General features: G+C 63.5%; 29 protein-coding genes and 1 tRNA gene. 7 read left to right on the plus strand and 23 right to left on the minus strand.

Annotation, left to right across the window (positions count from 1 at the left end; all coding sequences use genetic code 11):
- Positions 1-264 precede the first annotated feature (264 nt).
- The 7 genes from JNO53_RS06185 to JNO53_RS15560 all read right to left on the minus strand — a co-directional run bounded on the left by JNO53_RS06185 (position 265) and on the right by JNO53_RS15560 (position 8,805).
- Entirely contained in the window at positions 265-465 is a 201-nt protein-coding gene (locus JNO53_RS06185; protein WP_203108717.1) for a hypothetical protein, read from the minus strand.
- Complete coding sequence (locus JNO53_RS06190; RefSeq protein WP_238401665.1) at positions 462-893, minus strand: DUF5681 domain-containing protein; 432 nt, start codon at positions 891-893, stop codon at positions 462-464. Before JNO53_RS06190 ends, JNO53_RS06185 begins: the two co-directional genes overlap by 4 nt.
- Positions 890-4,828, minus strand: coding sequence for a thermonuclease family protein (locus JNO53_RS06195; RefSeq protein WP_203108719.1), 3,939 nt, complete (start codon positions 4,826-4,828; stop codon positions 890-892). The genes JNO53_RS06190 and JNO53_RS06195 overlap by 4 nt, the downstream gene beginning before the upstream one ends.
- Positions 4,825-5,856, minus strand: coding sequence for a hypothetical protein (locus JNO53_RS06200; protein ID WP_203108721.1), 1,032 nt, complete (start codon positions 5,854-5,856; stop codon positions 4,825-4,827). Before JNO53_RS06200 ends, JNO53_RS06195 begins: the two co-directional genes overlap by 4 nt.
- On the minus strand, positions 5,856-6,299 hold the full coding sequence (locus JNO53_RS06205; protein ID WP_203108723.1) for a hypothetical protein: 444 nt from the start codon (positions 6,297-6,299) through the stop codon (positions 5,856-5,858). The genes JNO53_RS06200 and JNO53_RS06205 overlap by 1 nt, the downstream gene beginning before the upstream one ends.
- An 85-nt stretch (positions 6,300-6,384) precedes the next feature.
- Positions 6,385-8,616: a hypothetical protein gene (locus JNO53_RS06210; protein ID WP_203108725.1), complete on the minus strand. Its 2,232-nt coding sequence runs from the start codon at positions 8,614-8,616 to the stop codon at positions 6,385-6,387.
- 54 nt (positions 8,617-8,670) lie between these two features.
- Entirely contained in the window at positions 8,671-8,805 is a 135-nt protein-coding gene (locus JNO53_RS15560) for a plasmid mobilization protein (RefSeq protein WP_443111165.1), read from the minus strand.
- A gap of 203 nt (positions 8,806-9,008) precedes the next feature.
- On the opposite strand from JNO53_RS15560, the gene JNO53_RS06220 reads away from it, so the two are divergent.
- Positions 9,009-9,374 carry a hypothetical protein gene (locus JNO53_RS06220; RefSeq protein WP_203108729.1) on the plus strand — a complete coding sequence of 122 codons (366 nt, stop codon included), beginning with the start codon at positions 9,009-9,011 and terminating at the stop codon, positions 9,372-9,374.
- A gap of 424 nt (positions 9,375-9,798) precedes the next feature.
- On the opposite strand, the gene JNO53_RS06225 is transcribed toward JNO53_RS06220, so the two are convergent.
- The 6 genes from JNO53_RS06225 to JNO53_RS06245 form a co-directional block, all read right to left on the minus strand.
- Entirely contained in the window at positions 9,799-10,398 is a 600-nt protein-coding gene (locus JNO53_RS06225) for an SOS response-associated peptidase family protein (protein ID WP_203109059.1), read from the minus strand.
- 393 nt (positions 10,399-10,791) lie between these two features.
- Entirely contained in the window at positions 10,792-10,917 is a 126-nt protein-coding gene (locus JNO53_RS15465; RefSeq protein ID WP_274380863.1) for a hypothetical protein, read from the minus strand.
- Entirely contained in the window at positions 10,914-11,207 is a 294-nt protein-coding gene (locus JNO53_RS06230) for a thermonuclease family protein (RefSeq protein WP_338015308.1), read from the minus strand. The genes JNO53_RS15465 and JNO53_RS06230 overlap by 4 nt, the downstream gene beginning before the upstream one ends.
- A 67-nt stretch (positions 11,208-11,274) precedes the next feature.
- On the minus strand, positions 11,275-11,937 hold the full coding sequence (locus JNO53_RS06235; protein WP_203108733.1) for a hypothetical protein: 663 nt from the start codon (positions 11,935-11,937) through the stop codon (positions 11,275-11,277).
- 179 nt (positions 11,938-12,116) lie between these two features.
- The gene (locus JNO53_RS06240) at positions 12,117-12,359 is read right to left on the minus strand and encodes a hypothetical protein (protein ID WP_203108735.1); all 243 of its coding nucleotides are present in this window, start codon (positions 12,357-12,359) and stop codon (positions 12,117-12,119) included.
- Positions 12,360-12,408: 49 nt separating this feature from the next.
- Positions 12,409-12,606, minus strand: coding sequence for a helix-turn-helix domain-containing protein (locus JNO53_RS06245; RefSeq protein WP_203108737.1), 198 nt, complete (start codon positions 12,604-12,606; stop codon positions 12,409-12,411).
- 178 nt (positions 12,607-12,784) lie between these two features.
- Between JNO53_RS06245 and JNO53_RS06250 the strand changes: the two genes are divergently transcribed.
- The 5 genes from JNO53_RS06250 (at position 12,785) to JNO53_RS06270 (ending at position 15,681) form a co-directional block, all read left to right on the plus strand.
- Positions 12,785-13,114 (plus strand): hypothetical protein, encoded by a 330-nt coding sequence (locus JNO53_RS06250; protein ID WP_203108739.1) that lies wholly within the window; start codon positions 12,785-12,787, stop codon positions 13,112-13,114.
- Positions 13,111-13,563, plus strand: coding sequence for a hypothetical protein (locus JNO53_RS06255; RefSeq protein ID WP_203108740.1), 453 nt, complete (start codon positions 13,111-13,113; stop codon positions 13,561-13,563). The genes JNO53_RS06250 and JNO53_RS06255 overlap by 4 nt, the downstream gene beginning before the upstream one ends.
- Before the next feature lie 65 nt (positions 13,564-13,628).
- A complete protein-coding gene (locus JNO53_RS06260; protein ID WP_338015309.1) occupies positions 13,629-14,135 on the plus strand; it encodes a hypothetical protein in 507 nt (168 codons plus the stop codon).
- A gap of 223 nt (positions 14,136-14,358) precedes the next feature.
- Positions 14,359-14,727, plus strand: a complete 369-nt coding sequence (locus JNO53_RS06265; RefSeq protein ID WP_203108742.1) for a PH domain-containing protein — start codon at positions 14,359-14,361, stop codon at positions 14,725-14,727.
- A 135-nt stretch (positions 14,728-14,862) separates the two neighbouring features.
- Positions 14,863-15,681, plus strand: a complete 819-nt coding sequence (locus JNO53_RS06270) for a hypothetical protein (RefSeq protein WP_203108744.1) — start codon at positions 14,863-14,865, stop codon at positions 15,679-15,681.
- 13 nt (positions 15,682-15,694) lie between these two features.
- Here the strand turns inward: JNO53_RS06270 and JNO53_RS06275 are convergent, their stop codons facing one another.
- From JNO53_RS06275 to JNO53_RS06300, 6 genes are all read right to left on the minus strand, one after another.
- Positions 15,695-16,396: a hypothetical protein gene (locus JNO53_RS06275; protein ID WP_203108746.1), complete on the minus strand. Its 702-nt coding sequence runs from the start codon at positions 16,394-16,396 to the stop codon at positions 15,695-15,697.
- Positions 16,397-16,648: 252 nt separating this feature from the next.
- Positions 16,649-16,999 carry a hypothetical protein gene (locus tag JNO53_RS06280; protein ID WP_203108748.1) on the minus strand — a complete coding sequence of 117 codons (351 nt, stop codon included), beginning with the start codon at positions 16,997-16,999 and terminating at the stop codon, positions 16,649-16,651.
- Position 17,000: 1 nt separating this feature from the next.
- Positions 17,001-17,183, minus strand: a complete 183-nt coding sequence (locus JNO53_RS06285; protein WP_203108750.1) for a hypothetical protein — start codon at positions 17,181-17,183, stop codon at positions 17,001-17,003.
- Positions 17,184-17,460: 277 nt separating this feature from the next.
- Positions 17,461-17,667: a helix-turn-helix transcriptional regulator gene (locus tag JNO53_RS06290; protein WP_203108752.1), complete on the minus strand. Its 207-nt coding sequence runs from the start codon at positions 17,665-17,667 to the stop codon at positions 17,461-17,463.
- A 99-nt stretch (positions 17,668-17,766) separates the two neighbouring features.
- Positions 17,767-18,159: a hypothetical protein gene (locus tag JNO53_RS06295; RefSeq protein WP_203108754.1), complete on the minus strand. Its 393-nt coding sequence runs from the start codon at positions 18,157-18,159 to the stop codon at positions 17,767-17,769.
- Positions 18,160-18,307: 148 nt separating this feature from the next.
- Positions 18,308-19,570, minus strand: a complete 1,263-nt coding sequence (locus JNO53_RS06300; protein WP_203108756.1) for a tyrosine-type recombinase/integrase — start codon at positions 19,568-19,570, stop codon at positions 18,308-18,310.
- 108 nt (positions 19,571-19,678) lie between these two features.
- Here JNO53_RS06300 and JNO53_RS06305 point away from each other — a divergent pair.
- A tRNA-Ser gene (locus JNO53_RS06305) sits at positions 19,679-19,744 on the plus strand.
- Positions 19,745-19,780: 36 nt separating this feature from the next.
- Here the strand turns inward: JNO53_RS06305 and JNO53_RS06310 are convergent.
- From JNO53_RS06310 to JNO53_RS06325, 4 genes are read right to left on the minus strand one after another with little or no spacing between them, the layout of a single operon-like run.
- Positions 19,781-22,447, minus strand: coding sequence for a family 20 glycosylhydrolase (locus JNO53_RS06310; RefSeq protein ID WP_203108758.1), 2,667 nt, complete (start codon positions 22,445-22,447; stop codon positions 19,781-19,783).
- Positions 22,440-23,585 (minus strand): N-acetylglucosamine-6-phosphate deacetylase, encoded by a 1,146-nt coding sequence (gene nagA, locus JNO53_RS06315; protein ID WP_203108761.1) that lies wholly within the window; start codon positions 23,583-23,585, stop codon positions 22,440-22,442. The genes JNO53_RS06310 and nagA overlap by 8 nt, the downstream gene beginning before the upstream one ends.
- Positions 23,582-24,622 (minus strand): SIS domain-containing protein, encoded by a 1,041-nt coding sequence (locus JNO53_RS06320; protein WP_203108763.1) that lies wholly within the window; start codon positions 24,620-24,622, stop codon positions 23,582-23,584. Before JNO53_RS06320 ends, nagA begins: the two co-directional genes overlap by 4 nt.
- A 1-nt stretch (position 24,623) precedes the next feature.
- Positions 24,624-25,367, minus strand: coding sequence for a UTRA domain-containing protein (locus JNO53_RS06325; protein WP_203108765.1), 744 nt, complete (start codon positions 25,365-25,367; stop codon positions 24,624-24,626).
- Positions 25,368-25,511 lie beyond the last annotated feature (144 nt).

A 25,511-nucleotide genomic window follows, 5' to 3' on the forward strand; every position in this document is an offset into this window, starting at 1 on the left:
CCATCAGGTATAACCATTGCGGTCGGGCCGTCGATCGGCGGGGCGGCAACAGCATCTATCCGCGGCACACGGCGGCTCAAGCTACGCATGCAGCCGGCCTGGGGTTCGGCTTACGAACGATGACCCACAACATGCTACCATCATCAGGGCCGATCGGCCCGTGATCCGCCTCGTAGGCGGCGACAGCCTCCTCCTCCGTCTGACCCGCGCGCCGAATTATGACGTGCCACTTCTTTGCGCCGCAGGTCTGGCGCTCTAGCTCTTTCATGCGCCGCGCGAGGGATCGTGCCACCATGCGTCGAACTCCTTCTTCTCTGCTTCGGTCATCGGCTGGAGCGGGTTGGCTTCGATCCATTCCCGCTCTTCGTTGGTCAGCTGAATGCCCAAATATTGCCGGGCGTGGGGAGAGGCGATGGTCCCTCCTGCCGCTTCCAGCCGTTCCAATCGTTTCGAAAGACCGCTCATTTTTTTGCCTCCAGTGCCGTGATCCGGGCTTCCAGATCACAGGTTTCGACCAGAGCCTTGTGGGCGGTGAGCAGGGACATGACCCGGCCCGCCTCGTCCGGCGTCACCTCACCCGCAGCGACGGCAGCAAGAACCGCAGACGAGGCCGTCACGGCATCCTCCGCAGTCTTGATGGGGGGCAGGTCGAATGAGACGGGTGAATCCTTCCGGGGAGGCGCCAGGCGATCGAGGCACAACCGCAGCGCTGTGGTATCCCCCTCCAACGCCTTGCCGATCGCAGCGCGCGTCAGTGCTTCGTGCTCGCCCTCAAGCAGCGCCTCGATCGCCAACGTGGTTTTGTTGCGGGAGCCGGGTGGTCGACCGCCTAGCGTGTTCCCAGGGGCGAAGGTTCCATCCGATTTCCGCCCGGTATCTTTCGGTTTGCTCATGATGCGGGCGCCCCGGGACTATTTGCAACCGGCGTGCCGGGCCACTGCTCACCGCCACCTTCAGGCTCTACGATCGTCCCCGGCCAATCAGCGCCCTCAGATGCTGGTGCGCCGGTCAGAATTTGCGCCTTCGCGTTGTCGCGGGCCTCGCGGAACACCTTATCAACCGCTTTACGCTTGGCGTCATCGTCCATGGACTGCCACGATGGCGACGCAACCAATTCCATCACACCGGAATGGGCGGCTGGTCCAGAAAGGGCCTGCAGTCTGTCGTATTGCTCGGGCGTCCATTCGTTCTTCACGCCGTCGACGGTGTAGTAGCGCGACGGAGGACCGTTGCGTGCGTCGATCGCGAGCATTTCCTGATTGACCGGATCGTTCCGTTCCGTGGACTGCCAGATCGGCGAAAGCCAATCCGGCCCCACGCCGCCTTCATTCGTGATCGGGCTGCCCCAGATGTCTCGACGCGGCAGGAGCTTAGCGGACAAGCCGGGAATGCGGGCCTGTAGCTCCTCGCCGAAGGTATCGCGCTCGCGCGCCACGGGATCGATGGTGCGTGCCGTCTGGAACGAGAGGTTCGGCACTGCAAAGGATGCGCCCAGCCGGCGCAGGTACGAGCCCATATAGCGCTGAGGATCGGACAGGGCGTTCGTGAAGTCGGAGATCCCCGAAAGCCAGACCTTATCACCGAGCGAAGACATGATCGAAGCGACCAGCAGTCCGGAATAGTTCTCGAGCTGGCGGTCGGTCATGCCCTCGGCTTTGGTTGCCAGGTCCGCTGCAACGCTGATCGTTGTGGAGAACGGATCGAGGCGCGCATAGCTGATCCACTTGTCGCCCACCTTCACGCTGTACGGTTGCCAGCCATTCGCGCGCAGATAGCGGTTCTTCGCCGGGTCGGACGGAGCAGAACCAGTGATAAGACCGTTCTTTGCAGCCTCGAACATGGTGTAGGCGAAACCGGTGCCGAGCAGCGCACGGGCCATCGCCATATCGCGGCGCGCACCACCGGCCTTGAAGTCGGCGCGCCACTCCTTGAGAATCGGTGCGGCTGGCGAACGCTCGGCGGCGAACTTGAGCAGGTTCGTGGGTGTGCGGATGAACGTGATGATCGGCCGAAACTCGGGGTGATCGCGCACCATTCGGGAGATGTTCTGCGACACACCACTGAGCGGACGCTGGAACGTCATGTAGCGGGCGAAGTCGAGCGCCTGTAGCTCCATATCCTCGGTGGGGTTCGCGGAAAGCTGCGCGATACGGTCGCGAAGCGCCTGTCCCTTCAGCCCCTCCTTGTGGGCATTGCGATAGGCGAGGGCGTTAAGCTCTGCCCGGCGACTCATTCCCTTGAACAGTTCGTCGGCTGAATTGAGCAGGCGGCCGGGTACACGGATGACCTCACCCTTGAGGCCAGAGATAGCGCGCATGTCGTGGCCAGCGATCTTCGAGAACGTGTCCGAGGTCTCACCGGTTTTCAGTGCTTGCGCCGCAAACCGAGCACCTTCTTTCGTCCCTTGTACCAGCCCGAACAGGCGCGCTCCAACCTCCCCGGCCATCACGCGGTCGATTTCCTCCCGCGCTGCTGCACGTCGGGCGCCGCCGATGGCTGACGCAACGACATTCTCGGGAAGCTGCCCGAGCGCTGTCAGGGTGTTGCCGATCGCATTGACGACATGCGTTTGCGGCCCGGACAGAATTTGATTGATGAACAGTTCGGCCAGCTTGTCGCGGAAGCGGGGATCATTGACCTTCCGGGCAACGGTGTTGAACCGGCCCGGGCCGTCCTCGACAGCATCGAGCAACATGTCGGCGGCATTCTTGATGTGCTTTTCGCCACCACCGAGGTCCGCCATTGACGATAGGACTTCGCCCGGCACAGCGCGGCTATTCGCCAGCATGCGGAATTGCTGCAGTGTGCGTCCGGCTTCCGCCGTCATTCCCGCCACCTGCTCCTGGATAGCAGCGTGACGGGTCAGAGCACGCTTGAAAGCAGCGGCTTCCGCATCACCGGGGCGTTCGAGCCGCTGGATACGACGGGCGAAATTGACGAGTTCATTGCCCGACTTCGCGAGGATCTGACGCGCTGCAAGAGCCTCTTCCGCATTGAACGCATCACCTTTGCGGCGGGAAAGAAGCTGATCGGCGGTCATCCCCATTTCGGACGCCAGCCGCTCGGTCTCGGCCTGGGTGATGCGCCCACGGGTAGCGGCATCGAAGCCACCGAGCATATCGCTGGAGGTCTTCAGCGCTCGACGAATGTCCTGCGGCGTATCGAGCTTTGTAACGTCGATGTTGCCCACGCGCTGGATCGCTTCATCCGACCATTCTTCATGAGGTTGCACCACAGGAAGCGCCTGTTCAGGAGCGTTGGGTAACACGTCTTGCGGTTGAACAGTCTCAGCAGCGGCCGTGCGCTGCGCGTCGTCGAGCGGATCAGCGAGCCGCGTTGGGCGCACCGGCTGTAAGTCTATGTAATCCCGCTGACGAACGGGAGCGGATAGGGAAGGGTCCGGCGCTGCATCCATTGCCATGGCCCGCTCATCGATGACGCGGCCGGGCCAATCGCCCACATCGCCAGCCGTCTCAGCAGCAGCAATCACCGTCGGGGAAGTCTCACGACCGAGACGGCCACGCACAGCGCTCGCAGCGCGACCGAGCAGCGGCGCAGCAGCTTCGAGGGCCTTGCCGCCCGCCGCATTGATGATTGCCCCCGCTGGTGCTCCTATGGCTGCTCCAGTGAGGCGCTGCGGCATGGTGCCATCGGTCCCCATGAAGCCCTCAGTGCCACCATAGACTGCACCCACGCGGGCAAGCTGGGGCACAGTGCGAGCGCCCTGACCGTAGGGGATGAGAAAGCCCGAGGTGAGAGCACCGCCGATTTCGCCAACAAGTGAAGCGGTCGGGTGCGCGTTCTCATCACCCCGGAGGATCGCTGCATTCTGATACTCGTTGTTCGCCCAGATATCGGCGAGGCGTCGATCGCTGTTCCAGATGTTCTCGCGGCCTTCGGTGCCACCAAGCGTATCAGCCACCGCGCCCAGCTCGCCCAGAGCGCCAGCCACGAAGCCTTCCCCGTAACCACGCACACCCGCTCCGATCGCACCGTCGCCGAGTTCCTGCGTAGCGAGCGGAGTTTCGCTGTATCGAGCCGCCACAGTGTAGGGCAGCCCTTTGGCCTTCCGCTCGTCGCGATCCTCAACCCATGATGCGAGATATTCGGGATCGAGGCTCAGCCCCTGCGATTCCGCGAAGGCCGCAATCTCGGCAGCGGGCGCACTTTCGAGCAGCTGGAGATATTGCTTTTCGGCTTCCGGTCGCATCCCCTGAAACGGCGTGGGTGTATCCCAGAACTGCGCGACCGTCTGCCGAGGCGCAATGCCCTTGCGGAAATCCGCCGGGTTCTGCGCCATCGTGTCATTCATCGGGCCGAGCTGGTTCACACGCGCCAGCCGTTCGGCCTGCATGTAATCGAACCGGCGGCCGGGATCGCTCTCCAAGTAGTCAGGCGCGGCAAGCGCGTTGCCCGACCGGATCGAACCAAGGCCCGCGTCCCTGCCATCGAGCGAGACAGGACCGACAGGGCGGCCCCAAGACATACCCGCAACATCATCAAGGCGCGCCGTGCGGGCATCAGAGATCTGGCCTTGGAGGTAGTCGCGTGATGCTTGACCGATCGACACCGCGTTGCCCTGCCGGTCGAAGCCCGGTTGATTGAGTTCAGGTGCATCAACGCCCCACAGGCGCACACGCAAATCGCCCGAGCGGATCGTGTCGCCATCGGTCGCTGTCGCGCTATCCAGCGGTGCAGGCGTGCGGGGGCGTGCACCGAAGATCGTGCGACGGCGGCGCGGAGAAGCTGTTGGGGTGGGCGCTACGACCGTGCCGGACCACCTCGACTCGGGGGCATCGACCACGCGACCCGGCCACGGTTCGCTCATCGTTCGCGCACCACCCCATCGGGGCCACGATACCGCGTCCCCTTGGGAAGCCTCTCAGCCTCCGCAGGAGTCTTGACCGTCACCACCGAATTAGAACTCGCCTTCCTTCGCGACCGGGGCGGGGCCGGATTGGCATTGCGGTAATCGACCATGCCTCGGCGATTGGTCTGACGTAGCTGTTCGAGACCCACACGGAAGCCATTGCGGATGCGCTCAAGCTCGGCATCGTTGCCGGTTCGGTGATCGTCCAACTGCACATCGCGCTCGTAAGCCGATGGCCCAGCGGAGCGGAGAACATAGTCCTCGACGGCCTTGAAATACTCCTCGCTGCCCGGCTCAAGGCCAAGCTCATCGGCATAGGTCTGGAAGTCCTCGGCACCATCGTAGATGATGCGCGACTGCCCGGTGGCCGGATCGAACTGCACCCGATCCCGACCGCTGGAGAACGGGGCTGCCGCCCGAAGGTCCGCCTCCTGGTTGCGAGCGTAGTCGTTATACTGCCAGCCGAGGACTTGCGCCGCAGCCTCGCGCTGGCGCTGAGCCTGCTCGTTGCGCGCGGCGGTGAGGTTCTGAACCGCATACGGTCGGTAGCCGCTGTTCATCGCCAGAGCATCGCCCACAGCGGCAAGCGCGTATTGCCACGCCTTCGGCTTGCGCTGATCGCCCCTGAGGACTTCAAGCGCCCGTTCGTAGTCGAACGGCTGGCGCATCGAACCGCCGAGCGGGCCAGTGCTCGGTGCCGGGTTGTCCATTCCGAAGTTGCCGGCGTTTTGTGACGGCTGTGCACTCGGCTGCGCCATGGCCGACGCACCATCGGGCGCGGTGGCCTGGCTGCCATCGAGATTCCACGTTCCACCACCGAAACCGCTAATCGGACCTGGGACTACCGGCTGGCCGTCCTGCCCTTTAGGCAACTCAAGGTATTTGCTGGGGCTCTTCCTCCTGGAGCCGAAAAGGCCAGGCTTGGCCCTGCGAAAGGGCGCTGCAAGCATGGGATCGGGTTGGGCACTCTGCGCTAACTGGTACATTATTCCCCCTTGTCGAGCATCGCGGCTCGCAGATGTTTGGAAAGCTCGACAGCGGTGGGCGTGGAATGCTCCGCTATGCTGAGCAGAAATTGATCGGCGCATTCCTCGCCGTCGTCGGCAAGGAGCGAGATTAGGGCGAGCGATTCAGCAGCGAGACTTTCGCGCAGGTCGACCTCATCCTCAGTTGCAAGATCACCCACGATAGCCAGGATCGAGAGCAAGCGCCCCTGATCGTCCCGCATCCCATGAGCCGCAGCCAGCCGAGCGAAAACCGCCGCGTCCATCGCGGCAAGCACGTCGCAATGTTCGACGGCGTGCGCAATTCCTCGCTCCGCGATTGTCCGCTGTGCCTCGATGTCTCCCGCTGCAGCAGCCGAGAGATAGCGGAACGGATTGAAGCTGCCGGAGCGCTCACCTGTGTTTGCACGCGTGGTCATCTGCACCGCCTCCACACGTAGAAGGCAGTTGACGCGCTGCTGAGGACCGAAAGGGCCAGCATGGCTATGAGGGTGATGGAGCGGCGATCCGTCACCGCTTCTTCCCCTCGTAGTAGAAGGTGCCAGCGGCTAGCGTGACTTCCGCCCCCGTCTCGTTCTGTATTCGGATGCCAACGCTATCGGCAGCACGAACTGCCGCAGTAACCGTCAGGTTCTGGAGGTTCTGGCTATAGCAAAGGGCCGTTACAAAATCGCCGAGGACTGCGCCAGTGAGGGTAGCGATGACATTCGCACCCGCGCCATCGGCCAAGGTGATTCCTCCGTAGGCATGAGAACCCGACAGACTACCCGGAACGTCCTCAGGTGTCGGCGCGACAGGTTTAATCGAAGCGGTGACAGCGCCATCGTTCGCATAGGCGCCCATGTTCTTTGCTGCGACAGCAGCCATAGCAATATCGTAGGTGCCGGAGGAAGCGTCGAACCGAACGCGAATGCTGCTGCTTGCGTAATTCGCTACGAACGCGACGTTCACCAACGCCCACTTGCCCGCCAGCACCTTCGCCACATTGGATGATCCCCAAGAGCGAATAATGTTGGTTGCGGTGCTGTCGTAAGCTTGAAACGAAAGGTTTCCTGCAACTACTTCTTCGGCGCGCATAAGTATGTTGAGGCTAACGAGGTCACCAACTGCAACCGACACAGGAACGGTGATGAATGAACCTTCGGGGGCGGCGAAGCGAGGACCGTAAGGGGTCGCCACTTCTGAATAAACGGATGGTGCCCAGACGTGGGTGTGGTCACCGTCATCATCCGTAAGCCCGAACCAGTCGGAAATGACGATTTCCGCCGACTTGGAAGGGATGGTGCGGATGCTGTAGGCCCGCTGCTGGCGACATAGAATGTCAGACCCATAGGCCAGCGTGCAGGGCGAGTTGTCGAACATGACCGGGAAGTTGTCCCGCATCACCAGTTTGCCGTAGGACGAACACCCCTCGATCAGGAGGTAGTCCGTAGCGGTGATCGCCTGCGTGTAATTGGGGCCGATCTCACACACCCACGGTGCGTTGGCGCGGAAGCGGTAAACGTAATCTCCCGTGTTCGCCTCGAAATAATTGCCCCTGCTGGAGAACGTAGGGCTGGATCCGGTCATCGCGAAGATATCGAGACTGATCGCGTTGGGTTGCCCTTCCAGCATATTCCCATCGATGGTCACCGGGCCGTCAAAGCAGCCACGAATAACACCCTCGCCACCTGTCCCACCCGCATTCTGTTCGCATTCGTTACCCACAAAGCGGAAGCCAAACACACGGCCCTTCGCGTGGACCGCGCTCGCGTTGCGGGTGAACACGCAGCCCTCGATGTTCATGGTCCCGGCTGTCACCGAGATATCCGTGTTCTCGATTGTAATCGCGTCCTTCAAGCCGATAAAGGCGCACGAACGAATGCCGATTCCCCGGTCAGGCCCATTCGTGCGCGAGGTGAAGGCAATGCCATCAATCTCGCGAAGGTCGTTCGTGATATCTGCGGGCTTGAAGCCGAGGTGTTCGACTGTCCACGTATCTGCGGGATTGTCGCCAGCGATCCGCGAGTTACCCAGGTCCATGATCCGGGTGAGGCCCGTGGCCCCCGTCAGCCAACCAAGCTTCCCGCCCCCACGATCATACGTGGCACCAAAATCGCCGTAAATGCGTGTGCCGGGTTGCTCAAATATGATCGGGTCGGTGATTTCTACGTCGGCGTTCCAGGTGGGAATGTAGCCAGAACTTAGGCGGTCAGCGTCAAGTGACGCCGCCATTGCCTGAAGACCCGTGGTATTCAGAAGCGCAATTTTCGAAGCGCGAACACCCGCTACCGTGCCGCCCTGCGGCATCCCCACCAGCGCCGCACCCTTACCGGTATCGGTAGAGGCGAGGTCGGCAGTGGGCACCTTGGTGGCGAGGTTGGTGTCAACATAAGTGGTATCAGCCTTCGCCGCGAGCGTATCGTCCAGTCCGTCAATCGCGGTCGTGGGGAGGTCGCCCGAGAGGTTGCCCAGCACGTAGTTATCGCCGAACCCGATGATCGGAGGGCGTGCTAGTTCGCCGCTGCTATCGGTGATCTGGAGGATATGTCCGGTCGCCGCGTTCCAGTAGAACTCGGCCATGCCGGTATCCGAACTGGCCTCGGCATAGTTGACGATATTACCGCTGGCATCCGTGAACCGCGTGCCGCTGCGGTCGCGGTAAATGTCCACCGATGCGCCGGTTTCATCGACCACCTGCACACGATACCCGAACAGCACGTCACCGCGCAGATTGGTCAGCGTCTCATAGAACTTGTTCATAGCAGCCCCCGATGTTCGTGAGCATCGGGGACATCGGTGCAAATGAAGCGCGGCTCATTGGAGCCCCACCTTCTCGCGCACTACGGCGCGCAGGTACTCAGACACTGAGCAGCCCGCCTTCTCGGCGCGCCGAGCCAACTCCGCCACTACAGCGGAATTGGCCCGAAAACTTAGGTGAACGTCCTGCATCACTTACACCTCTGTCATCCCGACGATGTGTGATGCGTCCGTAGCACATGTTCCTGCAAAAGTCAATGAATGTTTGGTGTTCTACCCCGATTTGATCCTTATATGTTCGTAAGCTGGGGACCGCGTTTCCTCAGAGATGAGCCTGCGGTAGATTGTGGCCAGGGAGACACCGACGACGCACGTTGTGGCGCAGGAGGAGGCTCGTGAACATCGTCGATCGACAGACATTTCTCTTGCTGCCTGCCGGCACGGTCTACGCGAAAGGCACGGACGCACAGGCTGGAGGGCTTGGCGCAGTCTGCATCAAGGGCGAGACGGTTGGGACAGACTGGTATGAGCAGCGACTGATCGGCGAGTTTACTGAGGTGGACAGCGAAGAAAGTCGCATCGAGGCCATGGTCGCCATGCGACGCGGCGAGAGCAGGACGCTCGACTTCGAAACCCCACGTCGGGACGGCCTGTTTAAGGCCGATCAGCTATTCGCGGCGACGCGCGTAAGGGGCGCGGCGAAGATCGACGCGATCCGCAAGCATGATATCGAGGCACAGGCGGCTGTCTCAAGCGGTTGAAGTTGCGCTGCGGCGTGTAACGATGGACATGTCTGGTTGATCCCAAGAAGATAGTCCGGCAAGCTCGCGTTGCTCCGACCAATAGCGGGGCAGCTCTAAATCAGAATGGGAGAGTCGCATGAAGAAAGTTCTGTTCGCCACGTCATCAGTCATTCTGGCCCTCGCGCCGTTTGGCGTTTCGGCGATGCCTTTCACATCTCCGCCAGCCCCGAGCCAAATGAGCAGCACAGCTTATGCAAGCGACGGCACTTATTGTGACCCCTATGGCCATTGCTGCCCTGAGTGGTTGGTCGATAGCGCAGGCTACTGCATGGACGCGCCCATTGGAGTGCGCCCCTAAAAGGCTGCCGTGCAACGCTGTGCCGTAGGCGGTGGTCGCATCGCAAAGTAACGGGCGGGGCCGAAGCCCCGCCCGTCAGATTGACTAGGCGCGCCTCCACGAATCCGCCGTCCGCTCGATCGCAACTTCGCCGGCGTAGGGCACGCACAGCGCCTTCGCCTCTTCCGGCGACGCGTGCTGCCACCTCTCGTAGTTCTCCGGCCGCAGGATCACGGGCATACGGTCATGCACCTCTGCCGCGACCCCGGCCGCATCGGTCATGACCATCGAATAGCAGTCGCCCCACTCGTCGCTGCCGCGCCAGATCCCGGCGCAGGCAAAGATCGGCTGATCGGGCAGGCTTAGCCAGGTGCGCGTCATGGCGCCCTTGGGGCCCTCCGCTTCGGCCCATGCGGTCAGCGGGATCAGGCAGCGCTGTTCCTGAAAGCTGTAGCGCCACATGAAGCCGTCGAGCTTGTCGGTGCGCGCATTGTTCACCGGGCGGGGTTTGAGGGGTAGCCCGGTCCTTGCGCTCTTCTGCACCAGCGGAAAGCCCCAGACCATCGTTCGCAGCGCGCCACCGGCCACGACAATGCCGGGATATCCGGGATAGACTTCCTCAGCCGCGTTGCCGATTGTGCTCTCGACGCGGAAGAGGCGGGCGATCTCGTCGTTCGCCTTCGTCATGCGGTACAAGTTGCAGATGGCGGGCCTCCCCTACCGGAACGAATATAGAACAAACCGCTTGCGTCGAATCGGACGGCCGGTGTTCCAGTGAGGCATGTGGCCGCCCCCGAAGCAAGAGCGATTGCAGCGAAAGACAGGTGCACCTCCACGGCGCTTCCCGCTGCCGTGGACGGTGCGTAGCAGCGAGGAATGCTACTGGATCGAGGACGCGAACGGGAAGAGGTTCGCGCACACGTATTTCGTAGATCGCGATCTTCCCATCGGACCCGATTATGAGAGGCGGCTGACTCGACGCGAAGCGCTGATGATCGTGCGCAACCTCGCAAAGCTGCCGGACTTACTCCGGAAGTCCTGACGGGCAGTTCTTCAGCTCCAGCCCCTGCTCTCGCGGGCCGATCAAGTGGCAGGTGATCAGGCTAGACGGAACAGCGAGACCAGCACGACGGCGAAGGAAACCGCCACTAGCGCGCCGAACACGCCTTGTTCGATGCGGTGCAGGATGCTCGGCCGCTCTTCGTCGTCGTCCCAGGGTCTCATTCGCACCACTCTTCCCGGCGACCGCTCCACGTCCGCGCGAGCCCTTCAGCAACGAGCTGGTCACCCACAGAGCCGCGGCCGTTCGTGACGATCGCTAGCGTGCGCCCGTAGCGATCCTTGCCGGCACGGCGGATCTCGAACGGCGCGGCGTTGAGCAGTGCGAGCAGCCGATCCCGTGCCTGGCGCGCGCGGGCCGTCTCGCTCGGACATTCACCGTTGATCTCGGGAGTGTCGATGTCAGCAATCCGCACCTTCTCGCCAGCAAGCCAGAAGGTGTCACCATCGACCACGCAATTATCGCGTGGACCCGGAGCGCAAAGGGTTAAGGCGATCGCGCTTAAAATCATCCGGCTTCCGTCAGTTCTCGCCGGCAGTAGGATCAACGACTGGTGTTGATGCTTGGGTTACCACGGGCTCGCTGGCTACCACAGGAGTAACCGCTACGGCCTGGACTGGCACAGGCGCAAGGGTGGCGCCCGCCGGTAGCGCCACGGGTAGATCAGACTCCAGCGTCGCCATGAGTTCCCGGCCCTGCGGGATCACGCCGCTGCGCCCGGTGATGAATCCAGCGAATATGCCTGCTGCGATAACGCCCCCGACGGTGGCGAGTGTCGCGCCATTACCTTCCTGCCGATAGGTGCCATCGACGTTGATGCGGCGGCCGGCGAGTTCCAGATACTCGAGTTCGACATCCATCTTGCCGGACTTGCCAAAGGCGCCTCGGCTGGTTAGCCAGGTTATCCGACCGATGGCTTTCGTACCCTCGGGGATCACCACGAAGTCGCCCAGCATGACAGGGGCGGCGACGGTGAGATTGAATTGATCTCCTTCCTCCCAGCCGTTGCCCTTGGTGGTAACTTCCTGCGTCATCTTCAGCGCGATTTCCGTTCCCGCTGGCAGTACCGTCGCAGGCTGCGGAGCGGCACGAACAGCCTGGATCGGCAGCGATGATTGAGCGTCCTGCGCAGCAAGCGGCACGGCAACGAATGCGGCAGACGCCGCCAAAAGAGCGAATTTCATATTTCCCCCCAAGCAACGGGAGCGCTTCCCCAAGCGCTCCTCATCGAGAGGATGCAAAGAAACTGAGTAAAGTTCCAGCTAAATTTGTTTTGGTGAGGGAGGGGCGGGCCGGCTGTCACATAGACTGAGAGACTTTACTTCAAACATCTTCAATCCACGCTCGCGGAGTCAGTTGACGCTCAAAACTCGCCCGTGAATCGCCCGAAGAGAAAGCCGCCACACATCAGAAACAGGCACACGCCAGTGAGGATGGCAGCAACGGAAAGGTCGCGCACGTCCGGTCCTTTAATCACGTCGCCTGAGGTATCGACTGATCGCGCAACCTTCAGCCAATATGATGCTGCGAGCAGCCCAGCGATCGCGCCCAGGCTCACCAGCACAATAGCCGGGTTCGCAACGAGGGCAGGGAAGCGCTCATCCATACTCGGAGGATAGCGTAGAAGGACGCCACCCGGCAAGCGAGACCAGCGTCTACTCGGGAACCGTCACGCCTATACGTCCTGAGCGCCGTGGGAACTGCGCCCCCGCATCGACCAGAGCGGCTTCGATCTTCTCTCGCGTCTCGGCTGCCACCGCCTCGCCGTCTTCGAACCGCACGACAGTTGCGCGGCCCACTCCCGCCATCTCGGCCAGCTTGTGAGTAGACCACCCGAGGGCAGCTCTGGCCATCTTCGATTGTACCCCGTTCATCGCGAGACATTTTATCTCACAAAGGGGGTTGACGCAACTGCGCGCCGTGTGAGACAAATTGTATCGCCGAGGTCGGAAGCCGAGGCGACCGAGCAATGGGGCGGCTACCCCAAACGCCCGGTCTGATCGAAGCCCTTGCTGAAGAAGGGATACGACTATGAATGCACCTATCACCACACCCGTGGCGGGGAAAGTCGCGCCTGCGCCGGGCAATTTGGCCGGCACCAATCCGGCGAACGAAATCTACAGACACTCCACTGACGTGCAGATCCTCTGCACGCGCGCCCGGAGCCTAGCCCGCGCGATCGATACGGCTGCGGATGAAGCGTTCGGAGAGGAGAGTCCGGAAGTTCGGCGAAGGGCACTCAACTTGATCGTAGATTTCGCCTCCATGCTCGAACGCGAGGCCGAGGACGCGATCGCAAAGGCGGAACGTATTGAAATTCTGTCGAGGGCAATCAAGCTGGTCGCCGAGGAGGAGCAATGATGGGGGTGGTCGTTGACCTTGCCGAAGCCCGCCAGCGCCGCCACGAGCGGCAACGGCAGGAGAGCGACGCGCCCGAATGGGCGCAAGACATCCAGCATTGCTGCCTTTATGCGCAGATGCTGAAGGCAGAGCACGACGCCGAAACGGCAAGACTCCGATTTGAAAAACATCGGGACGGCATCAGTGCCTGGTGGGAGGCGCCTTCAGATGTGCAGGATCGGGTGCACGCCAATAATCGCGAGTGGGAACGGTACCGTGCGCTGATGCAGCACATCGCCGCATTGCCTGCCCAGACTCGCTCGCAGGCGCAGATGAAGCGCAATACAATCGGTAGCCTCTGGCTCCGGCCCAATCGTGACGAATGGTATGCAAGATTGCGCGCTGGATGTGAGCAAGACGACCACCTTTTCCCGGCGAGCGCTAAGCTAGCGCGAACTAGCCGAAGCTGACGTTGGCCTTTCAGGAATCCCAGCCCCCAGATTGCGCCCCGGCCTCACCGCCGGGGCGTTTCCCTGTGGGGCCGAAAACGCACGACTTCCACGCCAGCCTCGCGCTCTCCAACCACTACTCCGACGCGCCGTGGTGGATGGATATCTACCGGCGCGCCTTTCCGACGCTCGTCAGCGCTGTGTCCGTGCGCGATGATGGGTGGGCGCAGCGCGGAGGTATTGATCGCATCCTGACACTCGCCTGCGGACGTGTTTTCACCGTCGATGAGAAGGTTCGAACGAACGACTGGCCCGATATCCTGTTGGAACGGTGGAGCGACGAGGAACGGCGCAAGGCCGGCTGGATCCAGAAGCCACTCGCATGCGACTTCATCGCCTATGCGTTCGCCCCGAGCCGGCGCTGCTATCTTCTGCCCGTGGCACCCCTGCAGCGTGCTTGGCGCATGAACGGCCGGCACTGGATTGAGCAGTACGGGCAGCGTCCGGCATTCAATCCGGGGTATCGCTCAACGAGCGTGCCGGTACCGATCTCGACGCTGATGGACGCGATATCGGCAGCGATGGTGCTCTAAGAGATAACGGGAACCACCACGAATTTGGCCGGTTTCATCCGTCAACGGCGAGCAAAGGGGGATCGCCGTGCTGCACTCCCACAACCAAATGCCATCAGAGCACATCAGCCAGCCGCCCCCGACCCCTTGGCTGGCTTCCTCGACCCCGCTTCGGCGGGGTTCTTTGTGCCTTCTTGACCGCCAGTCGCTTCTCGCGTCATTCTGCCACGAGGGGAGGGGCTACATGATCGATTTCCAGAATGGCTCGGTATTTAAGCTGAAGCAGAACAACGAGTACGCCACACGTGTCGGCGATCTGTTGCTGCCGGGGGAGAAGATTATCGGTGCCTTCAAGGCGCTGAGAGACGGCGTTGTCTTCACCGACAAACGCATCATTGCCGTGAATGTGCAGGGCATCACCGGCAAGAAGAAGGACTTCACTTCGCTACCCTACAGCAAGATCGTGGTGTTCTCGGTAGAGACCGCGGGATCATTCGATCTCGACTCTGAGCTCGAGATGTATTTCTCCGGCTTAGGGCGCGTGAAATTCGAGTTCACAGGCCAAACCAACGTGGTCGAGATTGCACGGCTGATCGCGGGGTTTGTGCTTTAGTGTTCGCCACTGCGCCCTCTATCGGCGTCGGGATGTTGCCTCGCTGCGGCACCTACATGTTGTCCGCGAGACGCTGATCAGTTTATTTCGACGAGGCCTCTAACCGATATTGTGTTCCTGGAGGGAGGAAGCGCAATGAACGGATCGAGCAAGTTCGGCGTCCAACTCTGCCGCTCGGGTAGAGCGGCGGGCCTTTGCGGCGGGCTGATGGCTGTCGCGCTGATAGCAGGCTGTGGAGACGCTGAGGACCGGGACGGTGATTACGAGCGATCTACCGATCCGGTCATACCGGCGCCAGCAATTGCCCCGGAGCCAACCGCGTCTCCAGTTCATTATGAGCCGCCCCGACCCTCGCACAACTATGACGAGCGAGATGGCGTCTTCTATTCCTACATCGCAGCGGTTTCGGAGGAGGACCGCAAAGCTGGAAAAGTTGCCGGTGATGTGGTGACCTTTGCCTATCTTGGCGAACGCGATGGCAGACATATACTGGCTCGCGTTATGCCGAACGGCACCATCACAGGGCGCTCAAGTTGCCGCAGCCCATGCCGCGTGATCACCTATGAAGATGGAACGCAGGTCGGCTACAATGAAGGCTCAATTATCGGTGCTGCATTTGCTGACGCCCTCAACGGTGAGCTAGAGATCGCACGCCTAGTGAGGCCGACGCCACTGCCTCCGGCGGAGTTGCCGCCAAGCCCTATCCCGGCAGCCAGCCGCACTGATGAATGGACGGCTTCCGAGTTAGCCCTGATCAGCGAGTGGCAAGCGCTGAACCAGCGATGCCGGGGTGGAACCGACGCGAACGCTGTTGCTGCCGCCTGCGAAAGACGAGACAGTGTGATTGCGCCGGCACTTGCGGAAGCGGATATCTGCTACGGGCGCGCTTACGAGGCTGCTGCCGATCAGACCCTGCATCGATGCACAGGAGATTCGCTGCACCTCACGCCGTGACTTTAGCCAGGGTTCAAGCCGCCCGCGCCAGAGACCGGCGTTGGCCGATGGCGGTCAGCAGGAGGATCTGGGAAACCAGCCGGGCTTCACGGTTCGTTGCCCACCATCCGATGCACGCACTGCCCATGGTAACATCTATATAGGGGGTGGATTTCACACCGACGAGAAACGGCGGATTTGCGTCATTCTCAGATTTAGCGGGTGTGGATTTCACACCCGGTTTGACCGCTTTTTGCATAGGAATCGCCTCCATCGGTGTGGATTTCACACCCGGCAAATGACCGCGAGCCTTGGCATTCCGGTGCTTCGCGAGCGCCCGCAGACGCTTGTCAGCGCGCTTGCTCGCCGACGTATTGCCGGCCGCCCGAAACTGCTCCCAGCCGTTCGTCGGAGCCCTCTTCGATCGCACAGGGCATTCAGGCCACGCGTGCCAGGTGAGCCGCCAGCAACGTGCCCTCGACGCATCGGCGGCTTTGATGGAGAAATGAGCATCCTTCGCCAGGACGATGAAGCCGCGTTCCTGAAGATCCTCAAATGCACGAAGTGCGGGACGCTTATCGGACAAGCCGAGCCGTGCCGTTGCATCCTGTGCTGACAAGTAGATCGAGCCGTTGTTGTCACCGTTGAAGAGCATGACCAGCTCCGTCAGCAGCGAGCGCGCGACAAGGTCTAGGCTGGCGTAGGCAGCGGATTCGAGGATCCGGTGCGGAAGCATGACGAACCGCCCGCTTTTGTCATTCCGGCCGGTGTGGTTGGGCTTGGCTGGCCGTTGCCTATGCCGCCTTCCCATCCTCGCCTCCCGTGCTGTCCACCTTTCTGCGCCCGGTGACGAGGCGTATGCCGCCCGCCGCGCCGCGCGCCGCGCGAAGGGTTGGGAACCATTGTTCGGGAAACGCCGGATCGGGAGGCTGGAGGCGGACCCAGAAGCCCGCCTCCTCACTACCGGTTATCTCCACCACGCCGGGCATCACGGCGCCTCGCTGGCAGCGGAGGGCTTTACGATCGAGTACGCCATAACGCGGCACCCAAGGAGGCCGGGACGCTTCCCGACTTCGAACATCATGCCGCGCTTGACCAACTCCCCGGCACGCGGGCGCACGACATGGACTGGTAATCCGAGATCACCCGCGACCTCTTCCGGGGTTGCTCCGTAAGACCCGTATGGTGCCCACGCTTCCATCATCTGCCGGTGACGGCGGTTAAGCGTCTCAGTGACGTTCTTGGCAGCCTCCTTGCCCGTCTCCCGAGCCTCCGCGCTGTTGCCCTTGAAGCCTGCGGCTGTTCCATCGCGATAATGCGGTGTCGATGTGTGCGTCATGTCACGCCTCCACCGTCAGCCCGGCCTTCTCGGCCAATTGTTTGAACCATTCTCGCTGCCGTTCTGTCAGGGACGACGGATCGACAGCACATTGCCCGAGAAACGATCCAGCCTTCCTCGTCAGAGTCGTGCCGCTATTCAGGATCGCGAGCGCCAGGGCTCGACGTGCATGGAAGTCATCCATGGGCTGCCTCCTGATCTGTAAACTGGGAAAAAAGCCGCTCGGCTTCGTCCTTGGAGAGTCGCCGTGCTCCGAACAGTCCCGCTCTACGGCGGGCAATTTGATATCGCCCGGCAGCGGTGGCCATCACCTTGGCAAAACGTCGCAGTTCGTGTAGGAGTTCGCCCTCGACACCAAGCCCCACCACAAGGCGTTCGAATCGAGGGTCGCACACCGTAAGGACCGTGCGGCCCTTTCGCTTTTCAGGGGTAGCGTTCCCCGTTCTGATTGGGGCCATTATTCACGCAGCCTCCGCCTCGGAGGTGGATTGAAAGCGGTTGGCTTCCTTCCAGGCTTCGATGTCGGCGGGGTCATAAAGAACCTTGCCGCGCCGGCCAGGCGACTTGATGAACTTCGGCCCTCGTCCGGCAACTCGCCAGTTTTCAAGCGTGCCAGGCGACACTCCAATGCGAGGAGCCGCCGCCTTCGTGTCGAGCAGGTCGTGCATTGCCTGTTCCCATCTGTTGGCCAGCGCGGGAGTGCGGGGCCTTCGATGGGTCAGAGTAATTAACAGTGAAAACGGGGGTGGCTACAAGATGGGTGACATCTATTCGGTCGGTTTCGTCGCCCGGCGAGCGGACGCTTCAAAAGAGTCTCGAATTGCCTCCAATTCCCGCGCGCGCTTTTCTCTCCGGTAGAACTGCCGATCGCTTCGGTTTGCTTCAGAATCCAACCGGTCCAACAGATGAGGTCTGCCACGCCGGGCTTTAGCGACCTGATCGCAGCGGGTCGCAAATGTGATCGCCGGCCGCCATTTGCTGCCGATCACGCTCCGTCGTGATGAGCCGAACAATCCGGTGCGGGGGGCAAAAGCGGCCGCATACCGGACCATCTCAATCGGCATCTCGAGTTTGATGCGTTGGCCCGGCTTGCCGGCAATCCTCTTCTCTCCGCGACCTGCCCCCCTAGTCAATCGCCGGTAAAGGAACGCGATCGTCATAGCGCGCCAGCGCTCCATCTCCGCTGTTGGTCGCGTATCGTAACCGCTAAGCAAGTCGCCCAGTACGGGGCGGTGGCTGTGCCCGCATAGAAAGAGTGCGAAGTCAGCCGCCTCCAGCCGCGTGGGTCGGATTGTACGGTGCGCTCCTCTAGGCATGAGCGCGGGCAGAAATCGCAACGATGTTTGTCTCGTCCGCCCCATCCAAGAGGGTGCTGATATGCCGCGACCACGCATCCAGGGCCGCTTTCTTCTCCGGCCCCCAGTGGTGGCGCTGATAGATGCCTGCCACCCCAGCCCGGGAGCCGGACCTGTGGTTCAGAATGGCCTCGGTGACTTCGAACCGTACGCCCAGCCGCTGCATACCCGTGGCCAGAGTTCGGCGAAGATCGTGCAGCGTCCAATGGGGCAGGGCGGTGCCGTGGTTTGCTTTCTCGCACGCTGCATCCAGCCGTCTCTTCGCGCGAGAGTACCCTGAAACAGGCGTGTCGCCGGTAGTGCTGAACACGAAACCACGTCGCGGCCACGCCCCGGACTTCCCCGCCCTCTTCGCCAGCGCCTCAAGTTCGGCGAATGCGAGTTCCGAGATATGGTAGCTCACCGCCTCGCCGTTCTTGGCGCGGCTGGCAGGCAGCGACCAAAGCCTCTCAGCCCGCGACAGCTCTGCCCATGGCAGGCCGGCCACCTCGTTGCGCCTGGCGCCCCAGAGCACGAGCAGTCGGACCATGGGGCCGAAGGGGTAGCCAATCGTCTCGCTTGCCCGCCAGATTGTGACCAGCTCGTCGTCGCCCAGCGTTCGATCCCGCGACTTGGGCGGGGTCGGCGCTTCCATCGCGGCCATCGGTGAGGTTTCCAGATCACCTTCGCTGATCGCCCAGCGAAACAGGCGACGAAGCACCGCGAACAGCTTGCTCGCGCTCGCTGGTTTGTCTCGAAGAGGCCGGAGCACCGCAGATATGTCGCCTCGACGAATGTCCGGAAGCGGCTTGTTGCCGATCTCCGGCAGCGCATAGGCGCGCAGCATCGCCTCCACTTCGTCCGCCGAGGCCTTCCATGACACCTTCAGGCAGTCCGAAACGAAGCGATCGAGATAGCTGGAGAACGCCAGATCGACGACAACTCGGCGCCGCTCCTTCTTCTCCGTCTGGGGGTCGATGCCCTGCGTCACCAGCATCGCCAGCCGCTTCGCTTCCTTGCGAGCTTGATCCGGTGTGAGCGAACCATGCTTTCCGATGGTGTAGCGCCGGACCTTCGAGCCGCGCCCACCCATGCGATATTGGTACAGGTAGATCCGCGACCCGGCTGGAGTCACCTTCAGCCCGAAACCACGCAGCTTCTCATCCCACAAGAGCTTGTCCTTCGCCCCTGGGTGGAGCGCGGTAACGGACGTGATCGTGATATTGCCAGTCGCCATGTGATTGCTAGCTCCGATTCCAGCAATCACCGTAGCGGGAACTGCCGTGAACATCAATGGAACGCCGGGAACTCAATCGACAGGTTTCTCAGGTGCAGGGGCGTTGCTGCCGAGAGGAGGAGCATCTAATTCGTAATGATGGGGTCAGGTGTTCGAGTCACCTAAGCGGCACCATTTTCCAAAAATCGTTGTTGGCAGGCGGACCGGCAGTCACTCAGCCCGTGTCACCCGCTCGCCGGCGGCGTGGTCGACGGTGACCGCGCGGCCGTAAGAGCCGTCCGCCGTGAGCGCGGAGCGCAATTCGATCGTGCCGTCCTGTCCGGGCTCGCAGCTCTCCAGGTCCGTCCACCCCGTTCCGCCGTCGCAGTGGATCACCAGGCCGGGAATCGCGACTCTGGTCTGCAACGCGCCGTCGGCCCGCACCACGCCCACCGTCGGCAGCCGGAAGCTCCAGTCCGAGGCGGCGAGCTTGGGGAGTTCCTTTGCGCCGACGATGCTGGCGAAACGGTTCCAGTCGGCGGCCATCGCGGCGCGGCGATCGGCGCCGATCATCGGGTCGCCGAAACCGACCCGTGCGCCCGAATGGTCGTAGGGCACTTCCCAGGACGGGCGATGCCAGGCGCGTTCGGCCAATGCAAACATGCGAGGGAAGAGCTGGTATCCCAGCGTCTCGCGATCGCGGATCGTCTCGGTCCAGAGATGGCCCTGGATGCCGGCGAATGCGCGGCCTTCTTCGAGCGGGCGGTACGAGGCATCGCCGCCGCCCGGCCGGTCGTCGATCGTCAGCGCGCGCTCGCCATTGTCGCGCCAGTAGGCGGCGAGCCCGGGCAGGTTTTCCGGCATCATGGAGAACAGCTTGCGCGTCGGCGCGCGGCGGATCGCCCAGTAGTATCCGCCCTCCTCGGGATGGGCCGAGTAAGGCATGTCGAAATAGAGCGCGTCGGGAATCGAGAGGATTACGTCCCACCCCAGATTCGCATGCCGGTGCGCGGTCTGCGCGCCCCCGCCGGCCAGCGTGCCCCAGACGTTGGACTGGACGCGGTCGGGCAGCTTGGCGGGATCGACGTGCGACAGCCCGTCGCTCCATGCCGCGGGAATCACGCCGCGATCGGCCACCATCTTCGCCACGCGCGCGATGAAGTAGCCGCCGAGATCCTCGATCTCCGACGGGCCTTCGCCGCTGGCGAGGAATTCCCGGCAGATCGGTGATTCGACCCAGGCGCCCGCGGTTTCGTCGGCGCCGATGTGATAGCGCTCCAGCGGCGTTCCGGCCTTTTCGTGCATCGCGATCAGCCGGTCCAGGACGTGCCCGACGAACCGGTAGGTCGACGGACGGCAGACGTTGATCGTGTTGTCCGAATAATGCTGGATCGAGCGATAGCGGGTGGTGTCGGCCGGATCGGACAGGAGGAACCGCGCCGCCTCTTCTTCCGGCCGCCCGGCGGCGATCAGTCTGCGGTAGCGCGCATCCATCGCCCGGACTGCCGCGCGCGAGTGGCCCGGCATGTCGAGCGAAGGGATGACCTTCACCTGCCGCGCGGCAGCGTAGCGGAGCAGGCCCACGTAGTCCTCGGCGGAGAGGAAGCCGCTTCCCGATCCCTCGGCGAACGGGCCGCTGCCGAGTTGGGGCAGCAGGCACTCGTCTTCCTCCAGGTCGTGGCACCGCCGGGCGCCGACTTCGGTCAGTTCGGGCAAGCCCTCGATGGCGAGCCGCCATCCCTCGTCGTCGGCGAGATGGAGATGGAGGCGGTTGAGCTTGTAGGCGGCCATCTGGTCGATCAGCGCGCGGATCGTCTCGGGCCCGTGGAAATTGCGCGCGATGTCGAGATGCAGCCCGCGAAAGCCGAAGCGCGGGGAATCGTCGATCGCGAGCGCCGGGACATCGCTATGGCCGGGGCGCACCAGCGCCGCGAGGCTCTGCACCGCATAGAACGCGCCTGCGGCGTCACCCGCGGCGACAGAGATGGTCTCGCCGGTAATCCGCAACCGATAGGCTTCGGGGCCCAGTGCCGGATCGGTTTCGACGATGAGCGGAATACCGGCGGGCGCCTGCGGAACGCCGAGTGCCTCAAGGTGCGCCATGGCCGGCGCCATCGCGGCGGTCAGCCGGGCGTCGCCCCGGAGCGTCAGACCGCGCGCGAGATCGAGCCGTGCGCCTTCCGGGTCGCGCTCGACGTGGTTCGGCGTGGGAATGATCCCGCCATCCACCGCTTCGGCGACGAACGAGACGTCGCGATTTTCCGCACCGACCAGTTCGGGCGTCTCGAGCGGCGTCAGGTCGCGGCTCGATTGGCGGAGCGGGCCGGGCAGCGGCGCAAGATGCGGCAGAGCCTTCCGCCCCTGATAGTCGCTCGCGACCTCGCGCGTGCTGTCGATGATCGCCGCGTCGCCTTGCGGATCGACGACGTAGTAATTGGGCATGACCTTGGCCCGGGTGAGGATCACACCGCCGACGACGAAGGGTATTCTGCGGTTCTCGCCCGGCTGCAACGGGGGCGCATCCGAAGCGAAACGCAGGACGTGGAGATCGCCGTTGATATGCTCGACATGCGCGTCGCCATTGGGCGTGAGCGCCACCGGATCGACCTGGCTGAAGTAGATTTCGCGCCCGGCAAGCGCGAGCGGGCGTGAGGTGCTGAGGACGATCTCCGCCTCGGCGCAGGGCTGATCTCCGCTGACCCGGCCGTCGGGAAGCCGGCACGATCCCTCGCCGCGATTGGCGCGCACGCGATAGGTGAGATCGAGCGCGGCGCCGATCGCTTCGGCGTCGCCTGCCGGCCTCCGGGGCGCTTCGGCCACGGCCGGCGACAGCGCCCCGGCTCCGGCGATCAGCGCAAGCAGCGCGGTCCCAATCCCTGGTCTTCTCACGTCAGCCATGAACCTTGCGCCCTCCGATCCAGGTCGAGTGCAGTTGCAATCCGGCGCCCAGCACCACGAAATCGGCACGCGCGCCCTCGCGCAACGCGCCGTGGTCGTGTTCGCGCCCGAGGAAGGCCGCGGGATGGGTCGAGGCCATCGCCGCCGCCTGCGCCAGGTCAACGCCGAGCGTCTCGACCGTGTTGCGCAGCGCGCGGGCCATATCGAGATCGGAGCCGGCGAGTGTGCCGTCGTCGGCGCGGCAGGTGCCCGCCTCGACATGGATGCGGCGACCCTGGAGATAGAAGCAGCCGTCCTCCATCCCGACCGAGGGCATGGCGTCGGTCACCAGCATGAAGCGATCGAGCGGCTTGCATCGCAGCGCGAGGCGCAAGGTGACGGGCGAGACGTGGTGCCCGTCGACGATCAGCCCGCACCAGCTTTCCAGATCCTCCAGCGCGGCGCCGACGACGCCGGGCTCGCGGCTGGTCAGCGGCGACATCGCGTTGAACAGATGGGTGAAGCCCATGACCCCCGCGTCGAGCGCCGCGCGCATCGCGGCGTAAGTGGCGTTGGTGTGGCCGGCGCAGACGCGCACGCCGCGATCGCGCAGCGCGCGGATCACCGGCGGGCCGGCCTGCTCGGGCGAGAGCGTCACGACCGTGGTTCCACCGCGCAGGCGCGACATCAGTTCGACATGTTCTTCGAGGAACGGGCGGAACTTGGTCTCGTCGTGGACGCCCTTGCGGTCGGTGCTGAGGAAGGGGCCCTCCAGATGGATGCCGACCACGCCGGGGATGCCCTCGGCGATCGCGCGTTCGACCGCGTCGATCGCCGCGGCGACTTTGTCGAGTTCGTCGCTGATCAGCGTCGGCAGCAGCGCGGTCGTGCCGAAGCGCGCGTGGGTTTCGGCAATCGCGCGGATCGCCGCGACCGAGGGATCGTCGTTGAACAGCACCCCGCCGCCGCCGTTGACCTGAATGTCGACGAAGCCGGGCAGGAGGTGCGCACCATCGAGTTCGATCCGCTCGGCATTCCCGGGAAGGCCCGATTCGTCGACGACCGCGGCGATCCGGTCGCCTTCGACCAGCACGGCGCGCCCCTCCAGGAAGCGCCCGCCGACGAGGATCCGGCCGCCAACGAAAGCCTTCGCAGTCATGTCGTCTCCGTGATCTTGCTGAGGTGCGGCGGGGAATCCGGGTTCTCGCCCAGCGCGACCGCCCGCCGGTTGACGAGGCGATAGAAGGATTGGGCGAGCAGGATCGGCTGCAGGCGCGGATCGCCGGCCAGCGTCGGCAGCGTCAGGCATCCGCGCGCCGTGGCACCGGCGATGACGACTTCGGCGCCCATCTCGGCGAGCTTCTCGGCGGTGTCGACGACGTTGCCGGCGGTCGCATCGTCCTGCGCCAGCGCGAGGACTGGGAAGCCGGGGCGGACGATCGCCGCCGGGCCGTGCAGGACTTCGGCGGCGCTGTAGGCTTCGGCGTGGATGCGGCAGGTCTCCTTGAACTTGAGCGCCGCTTCCTGCGCCACGCAGAGGCCGATGCCGCGGCCGATAACGAACAGGCTCTGCGCGCCGGCCAGCTTCTCGTCGGCCGCGCTCCAGTCGAGCTCCCAGGCTTCGGTCATCCGCTCGGGCAGCGCCGCGAGCGCGCCCGTCAACTCCTCGTCCTCCGTCCAGGCGGCTACGATCCGGGCGATCATCGCGAGCGAGGCCAGGTACGACTTGGTCGCGGCGACCGACGTCTCGGGAACGGCATGCAGCGGCGCGACGTGGTCGGCCAGTTCGGCGAGCGGCGACGAGGTCTGGTTCACCAATGCGACCAGCCGGGCGCCGCCCTCGCGCGCGCTGCGCGCCGCGGCGACGATGTCGGGGCTACGGCCGGACTGCGATATCGCCAGACAGGCCGCTCGCTCGAGCGCGCTCTCGGCGTCGTAGATCGAGCTCACCGAAGGGGCCCAGGAAACCACCGGCACCTTTGCCGCCGTCTCGATCAGATACTTGGCGTACGTCGCAGCGTGATCCGAGCTTCCGCGCGCGACGGTGGCGATCAATCGCGGCTCGAGCGTGCGTAAGGCCGCGCCGATCTCCGCGATCGCTTCGCCCGAATCGGCGGCCTGCCGCGCGACGCATCCGTGCGCCTCGCCGGCTTCGGCGAACATCAGCGTGGCGCTTTCGCGGGCGGTCCGGGTCATGTCAGTGGCCGAGATTGAGTTCGGCGACGAAGTCGTAGGCATCGCCGCGATAGTAGGAGCGCGTCCACTCGACCGCGGCGCCGGCGGCGTTGAAGCCGATGCGCTCGATGAACAGTCCGGCGCTGCCGGGTTCGACCAGCATCAGCTCCGCCTGTTCCTCGGTAAAGAGCACGGCGCGCAGGCGCTGGAGTGCGCGGACCGGGCGCTGGTTGCGGATGCGCAGCGCCTCGTAGAGCGAATCCTCCACCGCGTGTTCGGACGGCAGGCAGGCGGCGGGAACGGTGGCGTACTCGATCGCCATGGGGACGTTGTCGGCGCAGCGGAGGCGGTGGAACCGCAGCACCGCCGTGCCCGGGCTGAGCGACAGGCTGAGCGATTCCTCGGGCGTGACCAACCCGCGCTCGCGCATCAGCCAGTCGCTGCGGACCTTGCGCCCGCGCGAAACCATGTCCTCGGTGAACGAGGTCAGCGTGGCGAAGCTCTTCTCCACGCGGCCGGCGACGAACGTGCCCGATCCGCGCTTGCGGACCAGCAGGCCGTCCTCGACCAGCCCGTCGATCGCCTTGCGCACCGTCACGCGCGAGATTTCCAGCGTCTCGGCGATATCCCGTTCGGACGGGAGCGGATCGTCGGCATCCCACAGGTTCGACTCGATCGCGCCCCGCAGAACCTTGGTGAGCCGCTGGTATAGCGGTGTGCCGGTCGTGGTATTGAAGGTGCTCTTGAGGCCCTGAAGTGCGTTCACCCGCTCAAATCCCTGAAAGTTGCCGCTTATTGCCGTTCCAGCACGAAACCACCGACAAAGCCATATAAGACCAATATTACCAATTCACTTCAAAAACAACCATTGGTTATAGTTTGGTATTGCAATTGGCAACAAGGTTGTCCT

The sequence above is a fragment of the Altererythrobacter sp. C41 genome, assembly GCF_016803135.1.
Taxonomy (GTDB): domain Bacteria; phylum Pseudomonadota; class Alphaproteobacteria; order Sphingomonadales; family Sphingomonadaceae; genus Pelagerythrobacter.

Excerpts from the sequence above, each read along its gene's own strand:
- JNO53_RS06185 (WP_203108717.1), bottom strand. The coding sequence starts at position 465 with ATGAGCGGTCTTTCGAAACGATTGGAACGGCTGGAAGCGGCAGGAGGG.
- JNO53_RS06190 (WP_238401665.1), bottom strand. The coding sequence starts at position 893 with ATGAGCAAACCGAAAGATACCGGGCGGAAATCGGATGGAACCTTCGCC.
- JNO53_RS06195 (WP_203108719.1), bottom strand. The coding sequence starts at position 4,828 with ATGAGCGAACCGTGGCCGGGTCGCGTGGTCGATGCCCCCGAGTCGAGG.
- JNO53_RS06200 (WP_203108721.1), bottom strand. The coding sequence starts at position 5,856 with ATGTACCAGTTAGCGCAGAGTGCCCAACCCGATCCCATGCTTGCAGCG.
- JNO53_RS06210 (WP_203108725.1), bottom strand. The coding sequence starts at position 8,616 with ATGAACAAGTTCTATGAGACGCTGACCAATCTGCGCGGTGACGTGCTG.
- JNO53_RS15560 (WP_443111165.1), bottom strand. The coding sequence starts at position 8,805 with ATGCAGGACGTTCACCTAAGTTTTCGGGCCAATTCCGCTGTAGTGGCG.
- JNO53_RS15465 (WP_274380863.1), bottom strand. The coding sequence starts at position 10,917 with ATGAGACCCTGGGACGACGACGAAGAGCGGCCGAGCATCCTGCACCGC.
- JNO53_RS06235 (WP_203108733.1), bottom strand. The coding sequence starts at position 11,937 with ATGAAATTCGCTCTTTTGGCGGCGTCTGCCGCATTCGTTGCCGTGCCG.
- JNO53_RS06240 (WP_203108735.1), bottom strand. The coding sequence starts at position 12,359 with ATGGATGAGCGCTTCCCTGCCCTCGTTGCGAACCCGGCTATTGTGCTG.
- JNO53_RS06245 (WP_203108737.1), bottom strand. The coding sequence starts at position 12,606 with ATGGCCAGAGCTGCCCTCGGGTGGTCTACTCACAAGCTGGCCGAGATG.
- JNO53_RS06250 (WP_203108739.1), top strand. The coding sequence starts at position 12,785 with ATGAATGCACCTATCACCACACCCGTGGCGGGGAAAGTCGCGCCTGCG.
- JNO53_RS06255 (WP_203108740.1), top strand. The coding sequence starts at position 13,111 with ATGATGGGGGTGGTCGTTGACCTTGCCGAAGCCCGCCAGCGCCGCCAC.
- JNO53_RS06265 (WP_203108742.1), top strand. The coding sequence starts at position 14,359 with ATGATCGATTTCCAGAATGGCTCGGTATTTAAGCTGAAGCAGAACAAC.
- JNO53_RS06270 (WP_203108744.1), top strand. The coding sequence starts at position 14,863 with ATGAACGGATCGAGCAAGTTCGGCGTCCAACTCTGCCGCTCGGGTAGA.
- JNO53_RS06275 (WP_203108746.1), bottom strand. The coding sequence starts at position 16,396 with ATGCTTCCGCACCGGATCCTCGAATCCGCTGCCTACGCCAGCCTAGAC.
- JNO53_RS06280 (WP_203108748.1), bottom strand. The coding sequence starts at position 16,999 with ATGACGCACACATCGACACCGCATTATCGCGATGGAACAGCCGCAGGC.
- JNO53_RS06285 (WP_203108750.1), bottom strand. The coding sequence starts at position 17,183 with ATGGATGACTTCCATGCACGTCGAGCCCTGGCGCTCGCGATCCTGAAT.
- JNO53_RS06290 (WP_203108752.1), bottom strand. The coding sequence starts at position 17,667 with ATGCACGACCTGCTCGACACGAAGGCGGCGGCTCCTCGCATTGGAGTG.
- JNO53_RS06295 (WP_203108754.1), bottom strand. The coding sequence starts at position 18,159 with ATGACGATCGCGTTCCTTTACCGGCGATTGACTAGGGGGGCAGGTCGC.
- JNO53_RS06300 (WP_203108756.1), bottom strand. The coding sequence starts at position 19,570 with ATGGCGACTGGCAATATCACGATCACGTCCGTTACCGCGCTCCACCCA.
- JNO53_RS06310 (WP_203108758.1), bottom strand. The coding sequence starts at position 22,447 with ATGGCTGACGTGAGAAGACCAGGGATTGGGACCGCGCTGCTTGCGCTG.
- nagA (WP_203108761.1), bottom strand. The coding sequence starts at position 23,585 with ATGACTGCGAAGGCTTTCGTTGGCGGCCGGATCCTCGTCGGCGGGCGC.
- JNO53_RS06320 (WP_203108763.1), bottom strand. The coding sequence starts at position 24,622 with ATGACCCGGACCGCCCGCGAAAGCGCCACGCTGATGTTCGCCGAAGCC.